We start from the raw sequence: 13,543 nt of genomic DNA, 5'->3' as shown, positions 1-13,543 counted from the left end.
GGGTCAGCCCTGAGCCGGTGCGACCGCGCGCTGGCTGCGACGACGCAGCATCACCGCGGCGAGCAGTACGGCGGCGAGACCGAAGCCGCCGCCGGCGATGGCGAGCGACTCGGGCCCGGCGACGGGCACGGCGAGCTGGCCGGCGTTGGGGCCGACCGAGGCGGTGGCGAGGTCGACCGTGGCAATCGCGCCCGCGGTGCCGAGGCCCACGCGAAGGGCGGTCTGGGTGAAGGTGCCGTCGACGGTCGACTGCACGTTGACCTGCAGCTGCGCCAGCGCGGTGATCGCTTCGCCGAGCGGCCCCTGCAGGCTGTCGCCGAGGCCGTCGAGGACGGGCTCGATGACGCCGCGCGCCGTGCCCAAGGCCGCGTTCAGGACGGCGCCGAGCAGGCCCAGCTCGTCCACGCGCGCCTGGACGGCGTCGAGGATGTCGTTCGTCTGCGAGGTGATCTCGGCGACGACCGCGGCGGGCACGTACGAGAGCAGGTCGGTGCCGGGCGCGAGGTCGTTGAGGTCGGCGACGCCGGCCGCGGCGAGCAGGTCGTCCTCGGTCAGGGTGACGGTGCCCGAGGCGAACGGGTTGTCCAGGTCGAGGCCCGCGACGGCGGCGGCGGCCAGAAGCGTGTTCAGGGCGGGGTTGAGCGTGTTCAGCACTCCGGAGACGAGCGTGCCGTCGACCACGACGCCCACGTCGGCGAGGACGTAGTCGCCGCTCTGCGCGCCGTCGGCGGTGTTGACGGCGGATGCCGCGAGCGTTCCGATGTCGACCCGCAGTCCGGCGAGCGCGTCGGAGCTGCCCACCGTGATGGTGGCGGTGTCGTCGGCGGTGGGGTCGCCCACGTCCGAGGGCGTGACAGTGCCCACGCCGATGAGGCTGGGCGCAGCCGACACCGCGCCGGAGAACGCCGACGAGCTGCCGTCGTCGTTGGCGCGGGCGTACTGGCCCACGGCACCCAGCTGGATGACGCCGTTGGCGCCGAACAGGTCGGTGGAGCCGGCTTGCACGGTGACGAGGCCGCTCACGGCGTCGGCGTCGAGGGGCCGGTCGACGATGACGTCGCCCGAGGCGTCGGTGTTCACGGCCTCGGCACCGCGGAGGGCGACGAGGCTGTCGAGCACGTCGGTGCCGAGCAGCGACGTCTGCACGAGACGGCCCGTGCCCTGCGACACGACGTCGGCGGCGCGGCCTGGGCAGCCGTCGCGGGGACGAGGAGTGCGGCGACGGTGGCGGTGGCCCCGACGGCGCGCACGGTCCGCCACGTACGGGCGGAGGTGTGTGGACGAATGGTCATGGATGCCTGCTTCCTGGACGGCGGAGCACCATCGGACCCACCTCGGGCCGGCGGTGCGGTGCAAGGCGAAGCTAGGCGGGGGATCGGGTGCGGGCATCCGTGCCCCGTACGGAACCGAACTACTTAGGGAGGTGCCCGGAGTCTCGGTGCCCTGCGTGAACTACTGATTCAGCGTCCAAACCTCGGAGGAACGACGTGATCCGGTGTAGGAACGTACTGGGGCGCGCGTGCGTGGACGCGCGGAGTAACGGGAGTCACGCATGGGTGCAGGTCGACCACTGGTGGGGCGAGGGCGCGAGACGCTGATCGCGGCGGAGGCGTTGCGCGAGAGGCGGAGCGTGCTGGTGACGGGGCCGGCCCGCAGTGGCCGGACGCATCTGATGACAGCGATCGTCCGCGCCCAGCCGCGACCGTCGTTCGTCATCGAGTCGCGCGCCGGTGCCGTCAGCGCGCGTTCGGGTGCCTCGGAGCACCGGCTCCTGGCCGGCGTCGACGACGTCGAGGGTCTGATCGCCGACGCCGTCGGCCGCGGCGGGGTCATCGTCGTCGACGACATCGATCTGCTGCCGGATGCCGTGGCGCGTCCTCTCGTGGAGGCGCTCGGCGATGCGGACGCCGTCTTCATCGCCGCACTCGCCCCGCGGCACGAGGTCGCGCGACGGTCACCGCAGCGCTGGGACCTGCTGCGACCTCTGGTCGAGGACGCCGACCGACTCACCGTCGCCGTCGCCCCGCTGGCCCTCGCCGAGACGACGGCGCTGGCGAATGACCGGCGGGCGAGCCGGCACGGGGTGGGACCCGCCGACGCCGCCTGGATGATGGCCCTCCACCACCTCAGCGGCGGCAGTCCCGCCCTCATCGCCGAACTCGTCGACGTCGCGGCCGATCGCGGTCGGATGCACGCGGTGTGCCCGATCGAGCCGTTCGCCGACGCTCTGCCCGGTGCGCTCGTCGATTCCCTCTCTCGTCTGCTGGCGCCGTTCGACGCCCGCGAGCGACGCCTGTTGGGCGCGGTGTTCGAGCTCGGTGCGATCCCGCTCAGTCACGTCGCGTCGGTGGTGCCGTCGGACGTGCTCGCCCGTCTTCACGACGGCAACCTCGTCGTCGCCTCGGTCGAGGTGGGCGCAGCGGCGGTGAGTCCGTTGATCGCACGGGTCATCCGGGAGTCGGCGCCGAGCGGCGAGCACCTCGAGGAACGCCGTGGTATCGCCCACCGCCTGCTCGCACTGAGCCGGCAGGGCGTCGCGCTCACTCCCCTGGAGGAGGTGTTCTGTGCGCGTTTCGCGGGCACCCTCGATGCCGGCGGGCCGCTGGTCGAGCCCCTGACGGCGCTGTTGCCGCGTGCCGCGCTGTCGCTGGCGCGATCGGGGACCCCGCGCGACGCGCTGGCGGTGATCTCGCGGGTGCTCGATGACGGTCCCGACCTGCGCGCGTCGGCGGCGTTGGTGCTCGCGCGTATCGCCCTCGAGGAGTACGCCGAGGCGGAGCGCTTGCTCGACTGGCTGCCTCTTCCGGTCACCGCCGCCGAGCGGGAGCTCGCTCTGCACGTCTTCGTGCGAACCGTGTGCGCCACTCACGCCGGAGCCGGTGTCGCACGCCGTCGCATCCGCGATCTCGTGCGCTGGGCGCCGGACGACCAGCAGTGGCGCATCCGCGTCGCGCACGCCGCGGCCATGCTGTCGCTGCCCAACGGTGCGTCGTTCTCGGGGCGCGTCCTGACGGCGCCCACCGAGGCGACCCGCCCCGACTCCTCGGCGATGAGCGACGCTCTGCGCGCGGCGCTGGCGGCGTCTCGCGGCGATGCGGCCCGCGCTCGTGCGCTGTTGCGCGAGCGTCAGCAGACGCACGGATGGGACGTGGAGAGCGATCTCACCCTGTTCCTGTTGCACGCGTACACGATGGTCATGGTCGGCGACGACCTCGAGGTCGTCGAGAGTGCGACCCGGCGGCGCCTGCTGTCGGCGCGTTGGGGGGATCGCCAGGACGAGGTCGCGGTGCTCGCGCTGCTCGACGCCTCGATCCAGCTGCAACGGAGGCGACCCGATGTCGCCTTCACCAGCCTGCAGACACCGCGCATCGCGCCCCCCGAGTCGTTGCGCGTCTGGTACGACGCGGTGCGGGCGATCGCCTTCATCGCCCGTGCCGATCTCGTTCACGCCGCCGAGGCGTTGAACCGTATCGACCTGACCGCGGCGGACGGAGCGCGCGGCTCTTTCGGGGTGTTGCGCGAAACGGTGCGTGCGCGGTTCGAGATCGCCAGTGGACGCTTCGAGGCCGCCGCCGCTCGCGCGGACCGGGCGATCGGCGAGGCCGAACGCCGCATGCCGATGCTTCTGCCGGCGCTCCTGCGCGTGCTGGTGGCGGCGGGGGTCGCGTTGCCGCAGGTGCGCGCGCGGGCCGAGGTGCTGGCCGCGCGGTTCGACCTGGCGCCGTTGGACGTCTTCCTCGCCGAGATCCCGACGACGGCTCGCGTCGACATGCCGCGCGCGGTCGAGCAGCTGACCTCGCGCGAGCGGGAGGTGGTGGATCTCGCCGTATCGGGCGCGTCCAACGCGCAGATCGCCAGGCGCCTCGGCCTGTCGGTGCGCACGGTCGAGTCGCACCTGCACCACGCCCGTACGCGTCTCGGCATGAGCCGCCACGAGCGGTTCGCGCACCTCGTCGAGGGCGCTCGCCCGCTCGCGCGCCGTTGACGCGCTCGACCCGCGGCGCAGACCGCGGTCGAGCGGGCCGGGCCGCGACACCACCCCGAGGGTCGCTGACGCGTCCGGCCCGGCTCGCGTCAGCGCGCCGCCGCGAGCAGCTCCTCCGCGCCGGCGCGCAAGGCCTCGAGACGGCGATGCGCCTTCTCGGCCGACGCCCCGCGCACGTCGAGGTACAGCTTCAGTTTCGGCTCGGTTCCGCTCGGACGCACGATGAGACGCGACCCGTCGTCGAGCCACAGCCGCAGCACGTCGCCCGGGGGCAGGCTGTCGACACCGGTGAGCAGATCGTCGATGCGTGCGACCGCGACCCCGCCGACCGCCGCCGCCGGGTTCGCGCGCAGGGATGCCATCATCCCGGCGATCTCGCTCACGTCGCTGACCCGGATGGAGATCTGGTCGCTCGCGAACGCGCCGAAGGTGTCGCGGAACTCCTGCAACAGGTCGGTGACGGTGCGCCCCTGGCCGCGGGCCTCGGCGACCATCTCCAGCATCGCCACGGCAGCGGAGATCCCGTCCTTGTCGCGGACGGTGCGCGGGTTGACGAGGTAGCCGAGCGCTTCCTCGAAGCCGAACACGATGCCCGGTGCCCGTGAGATCCACTTGAACCCGGTGAGCGTCGCGTGGAAGTCGAGCCCGTAGTGCTCGGCGACCGCCTGGAGCCCGGGCGACGAGACGAGGGAGCAGGCGAGGGATGCCGGGGCCCCAACGCCGGCGCCCGCCGCGGCATCCGCGTCCGCCGTGACACCGCCTGCCGTGGCATCCGCGCCCGCCGTGCCACCGCCGGCCGTGGCATCCGCGCCCGCCGTTCCACCGCTGGCCGCGGCATCGCGCGCCGCCGCCACCGCCCGCGCCGCCCGCCAACCGAGCAGCAGCCCGATCTCGTTGCCGGTGAGCCGTCGCCAGCCGCCCTCGGCGTCGGCGTCGGGGAGGGCGACCGCCAGGCGATCGGCATCCGGGTCGTTGGCGATGACGAGCTCGGCGTCGGACGCCCGCGCGGTCTCGAACGCCAGGTCCATCGCGCCCGGCTCTTCGGGGTTCGGGAAGGCGACGGTGGGGAAGCGCCCGTCGGGTTCGATCTGCGCCTCGACGAGGATCGGCGCCGGGTATCCGGCCTCGGCGAGCACTCGCGAGACGGTCTCCCACCCGACGCCGTGCATCGCGGTGTAGACCCAGCGCAGGCCCTCGGCGCCCGCGGGTGCGGGGGCGACGGCCGCGGTGGCGGCGACGTAGGCCTGCACCAGCGATTCGGCCGCATTGGCGTAGCCCACCGAGCGGGGCAGCACCGTGACGTCGCCGGCGTCGGCGACCCGCTGGATGTGCGCGGCGATCTCGGCGTCGGCGGGCGAGACGATCTGCGCCCCGTCGTCGGCACCGCCGAGGTAGACCTTGTAGCCGTTGTCGTCGGGCGGGTTGTGGCTCGCGGTGACCATGACGCCGGCGTCGGCGCCGAGGTGGCGCACGGCGAAGGCGAGCACGGGTGTCGGGAGAGTCCGGGGGAGAAGGACGGCGTTCAGCCCCGCTCCCGCGAAGATCTCGACCGAGTCGCGCGCGAACACGTCGGAGTTGCGCCTGCCGTCGTAGCCGACCACGACGGTCGGCGTCCCCCCGGCGGAACGCTCGAGCAGGTAGGCGGCGAAACCTGCCGCGGCCTGGGCGACGAGCACGCGGTTCATGCGGTTGGGGCCGGCCCCGAGTGCTCCGCGCAGCCCCGCCGTGCCGAACGCCAGGCGGGTGGAGAAGCGATCGGCGAGGTCGTCCGCCGCCGTGGCATCCCCCTCCTCCACACGCGTCAGCAGGGCCGTGAGTTCGTCGCGGGTGACGGCATCCGGGTCCTGGGCGAGCCAGGCGCGGGCGGCGTCGACGTAGCCGCTCACAGCGCGCCGATCACGCGGGCCAGCAGCGCCGAGATGACGGGCTCGGCGTCACGTCCGGCTTCGAGCACCTCCGCGTGGCTGAGCGGCGTCTGCTGGATGCCGGCGGCCAGGTTCGTGATGAGCGAGAAGCCGAGGATCTCCATGCCCGCCTGCCGCGCGGCGATCGCTTCGAGAGCCGTGGACATGCCGACGATGTGCCCGCCGATGGTCTTCGCCATCTGCACCTCGGCCGGTGTCTCGTAGTGCGGGCCGCGAAACTGGCAGTACACGCCCTCGTCGAGCGACGGGTCGATCCCGCGCGCGATCTCACGCAGCCGTGACGAGTAGAGGTCGGTGAGGTCGACGAACGTCGCGCCCTCGAGAGGGGAGTCGGCGGTGAGGTTGATGTGGTCGCTGATGAGCACGGGCTGACCGGGCTTCCACGTCTCGCGGATGCCGCCGGCGCCGTTCGTGAGGATCATCGTGGCCGCGCCCGTGGCGGCCGCCGTGCGCACGCTGTGCACGACCCGGCGCACGCCGTGGCCCTCGTAGTAGTGCGTGCGCGCGCCGATGACGAGCACGTTCTTGCCGCCCGGGGTGAGGACGCTGCGGAGCGTGCCCACGTGCCCCTCGAGGGCCGGTTTCGAGAAGCCGGTGACCTCGGTGGCGGGGAACGACGCCGTCTCCTCGCCGATGAGTTCGGCGGCGCGGCCCCAGCCCGACCCGAGGGTCACGGCGATGTCGTGGTGCGCGACGCCCGAGAGGCGGGCGATGTCGTCCGCCGCCGCCTGGGCGACCTCGAACGGGTCGACCGCCGGGTCGTCGAGCGGGTGTGAAGTGCTGTTGGACATCCCCCCACTCTAGAAACCGCGGCGCTCGCGGGCCAGACGCAGCGCCCGGCCGGTGCGCGTGTCGTACCGGCGAGGCGGGCGGGACGTCGAGGTCCGCAGCGCTGACAGAATGGATGCCATGGTGCAGAGCTTCGAGCGCAAGCAGTCCGTCGCGATCGTCGGCGGCGGCCCCGGTGGGTACGAAGCGGCCCTCTCCGCGGCGCAGCTCGGTGCCGACGTCACCCTCGTCGAGCGTGCGGGTGTCGGCGGCTCCGCCGTCATCACCGACGTCGTGCCCTCCAAGACCCTGATCGCCACGGCCGATGCCGCCGTCGCGATCCGAAACGCCAGCAGCCTGGGCGTGCAACTGTTCGCCAAAGACGACCGTGGCAAGCCGCTGACCCCCGAGGTGGCGATCAACCTCGCCGCCGTCAACCAGCGCCTGCTCTCGCTCGCGCGGCAGCAGTCCGACGACATGCGTTCGTCGCTGCTCGAGGCGGGGGTGCGCATCATCTCCGGGCACGGCCGTCTCGACGGTTCCGGCGCGGTCGTGGTGTCGACCGAGGCCGGCGGGACCGATTTCGACCGCGTCGAGGCCGAGACGCTCGTCGTCTCGGTCGGCGCCTCGCCCCGCGAACTGGCCTCCGCCAAGCCCGACGGCGAGCGCATCCTCACGTGGACGCAGCTCTACAACATGAAGTCGGTGCCCTCGCACCTCATCGTCGTCGGCTCCGGCGTCACCGGCGCCGAGTTCGCCTCGGCCTACATGAACCTCGGCGCGAAGGTCACTCTCGTCTCGAGCCGTGACCAGGTGCTCCCCGGTGAGGATCAGGATGCCGCCGCGGTGCTGGAACGCGTCTTCCAGCGCGGCGGCATGACCCTGCTGGCGAAGGCGCGCGCCGAGTCCGTCGTCAACACCGGCGACGGTGTCGTGGTCACCCTCGCCGACGGCCAGACCATCGAGGGCAGCCATTGCCTCATGGCCGTGGGGTCGATCCCCAACACCGCCGGTCTCGGCCTCGAGCAGGCGGGTGTGCAGATGACGGCATCCGGTCACATCCGCGTCAACCGTGTCGCGCGCACCTCGGTGCCCAACATCTACGCCGCCGGCGATTGCACGAACTTCTTCCCCCTGGCCTCGGTGGCATCCATGCAGGGGCGTCAGGCGATCTTCCATGCGCTCGGCGACATCGTCATCCCGCTCGAGACGCGCCGCATCACGGCGAACATCTTCACCGCGCCCGAGATCGCGACGGTCGGTTTCAGCGAGCAGGACGTCACCGAGGGCCGCATCGCCGGCGTCGTGCGCAAACTCCCGCTGTCGGCGAACCCGCGCGCGAAGATGCAGGGCATCACCGACGGCTTCGTCAAGCTCATCGCCCGCAAGGGCAGCGGCACCGTGATGGGCGGCGTGATCGTCGGCCCCAAGGCGTCGGAGCTCATCTACCCGATCGCGATCGCCGTGGAGCGTCGTCTCACGGTCGACCAGGTCGCGCGGGTGTTCGCGGTGTACCCGTCGCTCACGTCGAGCATCACCGACGCCGCCCGCGCGATGCACATCGTCGACCGCGACGACCCCGGCGAGGACTGAGCGTCCCTCCTGCGGGTCGGTCTCGCGCTGTCCGTCCGGCTCGTTGCTCTCCGCGGCATTCGCCCCGCTCGTCGCCCGCGCGGGATCTCTACCGCGCGATAGCGGTGTCGACCGGCCCTCCCGCCGAGAAACGCCATCTGCGCGGACAAACGCGCCGCCGAGGCATTTGCCCGCGCGGATGCCGTTTCTCGCTGCCGCCAGACCGCCGTGCCGGAGCACCTCGACGCACGGCGTCGTCGCGCCGCGCGGTCGTGCTGTCGCGAGGGCCGGCGAGTGGCGCGGGGCCGGTGAGCGACGCCGCGGGCTGGTGAGCGACGCCGCGGGCTGGTGAGCGACGCCGGGGGCCGGTGAGCGACGCCGGGGGTCGGTGGGGGCCGGTGAGCGACGCCGGGGCCAGCGAGAAACGCGTTTCGCGGAGAGAAACGCGTCGTCGTGGCGTTTGTGCCAGCGGATGCCGTTTGTCGCTGCCGTTCGACCGGCGCGCGGGTGGGGATGTCGGATTGCGCAGCCCGCACCCCTCTGTCGCGCGCTGTGCGGTTAGCCAGTGTGCCCCGTGAGAAACGCGTTCTGCGGGGAGAAACGCGTCGTCGCGGCGTTTGTGCCAGCGGACGCCGTTTCTCGCTGCCGTTCGACCGGCGCGCGGGCGGGGGTGTTGAATTGCGCAGCCCGCACCCCCCCGCTGTCGCGCTGTGCGGTTTTAGCCGGTGGGCCCGTAAGAAACGCGTTTCGCAGGGAAAAACGCGTCGTCGTGGCGTTTGCGCCAGCGGATGCCGTTTCTCGCTGCCGTTCGATCGGCGCGCGGGCGGGGGTGTTGAATTGCGCAGCCCGCACCCCTCTGTCGCGCGCTGTGCGGTTCAAGCCGGTATGCCCCCCCCCCCCCGAGAAACGCGTTTCGCGGGGAGAAACGCGCCGTCGTGGCGTGCGTTTGTGCGGATGCCGTTTCTCCTGCTGTCTGACCGCCGCAGCGACGCGACGCACGATTCGGTCGCGCCGCGCGGCTGTGCCCCTGCTCGGGTCGCCGAGAAACGCGTTTCGCGGGGAGAAACGCGTCGTCGTGGCGTTTGTGCCAGCGGATGCCGTTTCTCGCTGCCGCCGCGCCTCACCCCGCCGCGCCCCGCCGCACCCGCCGCACCCACCGCCCCCCCGCGCCCCACCGCACCCCCCGCGCCCCGCCGCACCCCCCGCGCCGCGCCCCGCCGCGCACCCGCCGCCCCACCGCACCCGTGCCGTGCCCCCACCGCGAACGACGGCGCCGCACCCCCGAGGGGATGCGGCGCCGTGATCCGTGCGGGACGCGTCAGTTGATCAGCAGCAGCTGGTGTCCCGCCGAGACCGTGGTACCCGGGTTGGCGTCGATGCCCGCGACCGTACCGTCTTTGTGCGCTTGGATGGGCTGCTCCATCTTCATCGCCTCGAGCACGACGACGAGGTCGCCCTTGACGACCTGCTGGCCCTCTTCGACAGCGACCTTGACGATGGTCGCCTGCATGGGCGATTTGACGGCGTCGCCGGTGGCGCCTGCGGTGGGCGAGGCCCCGTGCGAGCGGCGCGTCGGCGGAGCGGCGGCCGGACGACCCGCCTGGGGAGCCGCGGCGGTGATGCGGTCGGGCAGGCTCACCTCGAGGCGCTTGCCGGCGACCTCGACGACCACGGTGTGGCGGCCGGGGGCGGCGGCGGGCGCTTCGAGCTCGCCGTCCCACGCGGGGATGTCGTTCACGAACTCGGTCTCGATCCAGCGCGTGTACACGCCGAACTCGCCGTCGTCGGCCGTGAAGGCGGGGTCGCGAACGACCTTGCGGTGGAACGGCAGCACGGTGGGCATGCCGGCGACTTCGAACTCGTCGAGCGCGCGGCGCGAGCGCTCCAGCGCCTCGGCGCGGTCGCGGCCGGTGACGATGATCTTGGCCAGCAGCGAGTCGAACGCGCCCGAGACGCTGTCGCCCGCGGTGACGCCGGAGTCGAGGCGGATGCCGGGACCGCCGAACGTCTTGAACACGTGGATGGGTCCGGGCTGCGGCAGGAAGCCTCGGCCCGGGTCCTCGCCGTTGATGCGGAACTCGATCGAGTGGCCGGTCGGTGCCGGGTCGTCGTACCCGAGCTCTTCGCCCTCCGCGAGACGGAACTGCTCGCGCACCAGGTCGAGGCCGGTGACCTCTTCGGAGACGGGGTGCTCCACCTGCAGGCGCGTGTTGACCTCGAGGAACGAGATGGTGCCGTCGGCGCCGATGAGGAACTCGCACGTGCCCGCACCGACGTAGCCGACCTCCTTCAGGATGGCCTTGGATGCCGAGTACAGCACGGCATTCTGCTCGTCGCTGAGGAAGGGGGCCGGGGCCTCTTCTACGAGCTTCTGGTGACGACGCTGCAGCGAGCAGTCGCGCGTGGACACGACGACGACGTTGCCCGCGGCATCCGCCAGGCACTGCGTCTCGACGTGACGCGGCTTGTCGAGGTACTTCTCGACGAAGCACTCGCCGCGTCCGAACGCGGCGACGGCTTCGCGCGTGGCCGACTCGAACATCTCGGCGACCTCGTCGAGTTCGCGCGCGACCTTGAGGCCGCGCCCGCCGCCGCCGTAGGCCGCTTTGATGGCGATGGGAAGGCCCACCTCGTTGGCGAAGGCGATGACCTCGTCGGCGCCCGAGACGGGGCCGGGGGTGCCGGGAGCGAGGGGGGCGCCGACCTTCTCGGCGACGTGACGGGCGGTGACCTTGTCGCCCAGCGCTTCGATCGCCTCGGGGGAGGGGCCGATCCACACGAGGCCCGCGGCGGTCACCGCGCGGGCGAAGTCGGCGTTCTCGGCGAGGAAGCCGTAGCCGGGGTGCACCGCGTCGGCGCCGGAGCGGCGGGCCACCGACAGGATCTTCTCGATCGACAGGTAGGTCTCCGCGCTGGTCGCGCCATCGAGCGCGTACGCCTCGTCGGCGAGGCGCGTGTGCAGGGCGTCGCGGTCCTGATCGGCGTAGACGGCGACGGACGCCTTGCCCGAATCACGGGCGGCGCGGATGACACGGACGGCGATCTCGCCGCGGTTGGCGACAAGGACCTTGGCGATCTTCGGCATCGTCCCAGCCTAGCGAGGGCACCTGCCCGCTTTTTGACGCCCCTCCACAAGAAACGTCGGAAAACGTGTGCGGAAGTCTACGGACGATTCCAGAGGGCGGTCCACGATCCCCCGAGCTCGCGAACGAGTCGGCGCACGGTCGACAGCGACATGCCGACGACCGTGGAGGGGTCGCCCTCCACCCGCTCGATGAAGGCGCCGCCGAGGCTGTCCACCGTGAAGGCCCCCGCCACCAGCAGCGGCTCGCCGCTCGCGACGTAGTCGGCGATCTCGTGCTCGTCGACGTCGGCGGCGAAGGTCACCGACGCCTCGGCCACTGCGTGGGCCTCGCGCGGCTCCGTGCCGGGCGCGAGGCGGAACACGCTGTGTCCCGAGTGCAGGATGCCGGTGCGCCCGCGCATGTCGCGCCACCGGGCCGTGGCCGCCTCCGGTGTGTACGGCTTGCCGAGGATCTCCTCGCCCAGCGCGAACATCGAGTCGCCGCCGATGACGAACCCGTCGAAGTCCGGCTGCTCGGCATGCAGGCGTCGCGCCACGTCTTCGGCCTTGCGACGCGCGAGCAGCAGCACGTGCTCCGCTGCCGGCAGCCGTTGCCCCTCGGCCGCTTCGACCTCGGCGATCACGGCCTCCTCGTCGACCTGCGGCGCCCGCGCCTCGGGTTCGATGCCCGCTTGGCGCAGCAGCATGAGACGGGCCGGAGAAGTGGATGCCAAGCACACGCGCATGCGACAACGCTACCCATCTGCGGCTCGCCGCCCGGCGACGCGAGGTGGGCTGAGCCCGCTGACGTCCCCGAGACATCGATGAGGGCCCGGACCCGCCGACGGGCTCAGGGTCGTGGCTCGCGAGGCGGCCGAGTCAACCGAAGCGTCCGCCCCCGGCGCGATCCCGGCCTCATGTGTCAGGCTCGGAGGATGCACGACGGCGACCTCATCGAACTCGACATCACCGGCATCGCCCATGGCGGTGTGTTCGTCGGGCGGCACGAGGGCCGCGTGGTCTTCGTGCCCGACACCCTGCCCGGCGAGCGCATCCGCGCCCGGCTGACCGACACGCGCAAGAAGGCGTTCTGGCGCGCCGACGCGGTCGAGGTGCTCGAAGCCGCGCCCGAGCGGCGCCCGCACGTCTGGAGTGCGGCGGCCATCGAGGTCGATCCCGCCGAGCGGGTGGGCGGTGCGGAGTTCGGGCACATCGAGCTCGCGCACCAGCGATCGCTGAAGGAGCGCGTGATCCGCGAGGCGGTCGAGCGGGTGGGTCGGCTCGAGCTGCCCGTCGACGTGCGTCCTGCGGGGGAGCCCGGCGACGCCGAGACCGCCGACGGCACCGGGTGGCGCACCCGCGTGAGCCTGCACGTCGACGGCGAGGGGCGGGTCGGCGCCTACGCTGCGCGGTCGCACCGCGTCGTCGAAACCCCGGATCTGCCGCTTGCGACCGACGCTGTCTCCCGCGCTGCGGCGGAGGTGCGCTCGGGTGCGCAGCCGGGTCGCGTCGATCTCGTGCAGCCCGCTGACGGGCACGTGCGCGTGTTGCCGCGCCCCGAGGGCGCGCGATCGCACGGAACCCCCGAAGTGGTGGAGGAACGCGTCGGCGACCGCGTCTTCCGCGTCGACGCCGGCGGTTTCTGGCAGGTGCACCGTCTCGCGGCGCGCACGCTGACCTCCCTCGTCTCGGCCGAGCTCACGGCATCCGTCGGCGCGCTCGACCCCGAAGCGACCCACCTCGACCTCTACGGGGGCGTCGGCTTGTTCGCGGCGACGCTCGGCGAACTGGGCGGAAGCGGGACGCGGGTGGTGAGCGTGGAGTCCGACCCGCGCGCCACCGAGCACGCCGGTGAGAACCTGGCGGAATGGGTGGGGGCGCGCGCCGAGACCGCACGCGTCGACCGCTTCGTCTCCCGGGTGGGTGCCGACGCGTCCGCACGCGAGCGGGAGCGTCTCGCCCGCGGCGTCGTCCTGCTCGACCCGCCCCGTGCCGGCGCGGGAGCCGAGGTCGTGACCGGGATTGCGGCGCTCTCGCCGTCCGCTGTCGTGTACGTCGCCTGCGACCCGGTCGCCCTGGCCCGCGATCTCGCGACGTTCGCCGAGCTCGGCTACCGCGCGCACGACGGCATCCGCGGCGTCGATCTCTTCCCGAATTCCCACCACGTGGAAGCCGTCGCGGTCCTGCGGCGCTGATGTCCACAGGTGCGGGAATCTCCCGCACCTTGGC

Annotated in this window: 8 protein-coding genes; 3 read left to right on the top strand and 5 right to left on the bottom strand. The window is 72.7% G+C overall.

Going from position 1 to position 13,543, the window contains the following annotated elements; all coding sequences use genetic code 11:
- Positions 1–3: 3 nt before the first annotated feature.
- Complete coding sequence (locus QE410_RS12175; RefSeq protein WP_307332320.1) at positions 4–1,170, bottom strand: choice-of-anchor G family protein; 1,167 nt, start codon at positions 1,168–1,170, stop codon at positions 4–6.
- 502 nt (positions 1,171–1,672) lie between these two features.
- Between QE410_RS12175 and QE410_RS12170 the strand changes: the two genes are divergently transcribed.
- A complete protein-coding gene (locus QE410_RS12170) occupies positions 1,673–3,985 on the top strand; it encodes a helix-turn-helix transcriptional regulator (protein ID WP_307332318.1) in 2,313 nt (770 codons plus the stop codon).
- A gap of 89 nt (positions 3,986–4,074) precedes the next feature.
- On the opposite strand, the gene QE410_RS12165 is transcribed toward QE410_RS12170, so the two are convergent.
- Together QE410_RS12165 and QE410_RS12160 are read right to left on the bottom strand one after the other, a co-directional pair.
- On the bottom strand, positions 4,075–5,871 hold the full coding sequence (locus QE410_RS12165) for a phospho-sugar mutase (protein WP_307332316.1): 1,797 nt from the start codon (positions 5,869–5,871) through the stop codon (positions 4,075–4,077).
- Positions 5,868–6,701, bottom strand: a complete 834-nt coding sequence (locus tag QE410_RS12160; protein WP_307332315.1) for a purine-nucleoside phosphorylase — start codon at positions 6,699–6,701, stop codon at positions 5,868–5,870. Before QE410_RS12160 ends, QE410_RS12165 begins: the two co-directional genes overlap by 4 nt.
- Positions 6,702–6,810: 109 nt before the next feature.
- On the opposite strand from QE410_RS12160, the gene QE410_RS12155 reads away from it, so the two are divergent.
- On the top strand, positions 6,811–8,271 hold the full coding sequence (locus QE410_RS12155) for an NAD(P)H-quinone dehydrogenase (RefSeq protein WP_307332312.1): 1,461 nt from the start codon (positions 6,811–6,813) through the stop codon (positions 8,269–8,271).
- Positions 8,272–9,568: 1,297 nt separating this feature from the next.
- Here the strand turns inward: QE410_RS12155 and QE410_RS12150 are convergent.
- On the bottom strand, positions 9,569–11,335 hold the full coding sequence (locus QE410_RS12150) for a biotin carboxylase N-terminal domain-containing protein (RefSeq protein WP_307332310.1): 1,767 nt from the start codon (positions 11,333–11,335) through the stop codon (positions 9,569–9,571).
- A 77-nt stretch (positions 11,336–11,412) separates the two neighbouring features.
- Positions 11,413–12,060, bottom strand: a complete 648-nt coding sequence (locus QE410_RS12145; protein ID WP_307332307.1) for a nucleoside triphosphate pyrophosphatase — start codon at positions 12,058–12,060, stop codon at positions 11,413–11,415.
- A 189-nt stretch (positions 12,061–12,249) separates the two neighbouring features.
- Between QE410_RS12145 and QE410_RS12140 the strand changes: the two genes are divergently transcribed.
- Positions 12,250–13,509 carry a class I SAM-dependent RNA methyltransferase gene (locus tag QE410_RS12140; protein ID WP_307332304.1) on the top strand — a complete coding sequence of 420 codons (1,260 nt, stop codon included), beginning with the start codon at positions 12,250–12,252 and terminating at the stop codon, positions 13,507–13,509.
- Positions 13,510–13,543: the final 34 nt, after the last annotated feature.

Origin of the sequence: Microbacterium sp. SORGH_AS_1204, assembly GCF_030818935.1 — a bacterium.
Lineage (GTDB): Bacteria > Actinomycetota > Actinomycetes > Actinomycetales > Microbacteriaceae > Microbacterium.
The sequence above is the reverse complement of the archived record's forward strand: the minus strand, read 5'-3'. Positions and strand labels throughout refer to the sequence as shown.

Coding starts and splice junctions, on each gene's coding strand:
- QE410_RS12150 (WP_307332310.1), bottom strand. CDS start 11,335: ATGCCGAAGATCGCCAAGGTCCTTGTCGCCAACCGCGGCGAGATCGCC.
- QE410_RS12160 (WP_307332315.1), bottom strand. CDS start 6,701: ATGTCCAACAGCACTTCACACCCGCTCGACGACCCGGCGGTCGACCCG.
- QE410_RS12140 (WP_307332304.1), top strand. CDS start 12,250: ATGCACGACGGCGACCTCATCGAACTCGACATCACCGGCATCGCCCAT.
- QE410_RS12155 (WP_307332312.1), top strand. CDS start 6,811: ATGGATGCCATGGTGCAGAGCTTCGAGCGCAAGCAGTCCGTCGCGATC.
- QE410_RS12145 (WP_307332307.1), bottom strand. CDS start 12,060: ATGCGCGTGTGCTTGGCATCCACTTCTCCGGCCCGTCTCATGCTGCTG.
- QE410_RS12170 (WP_307332318.1), top strand. CDS start 1,673: ATGACAGCGATCGTCCGCGCCCAGCCGCGACCGTCGTTCGTCATCGAG.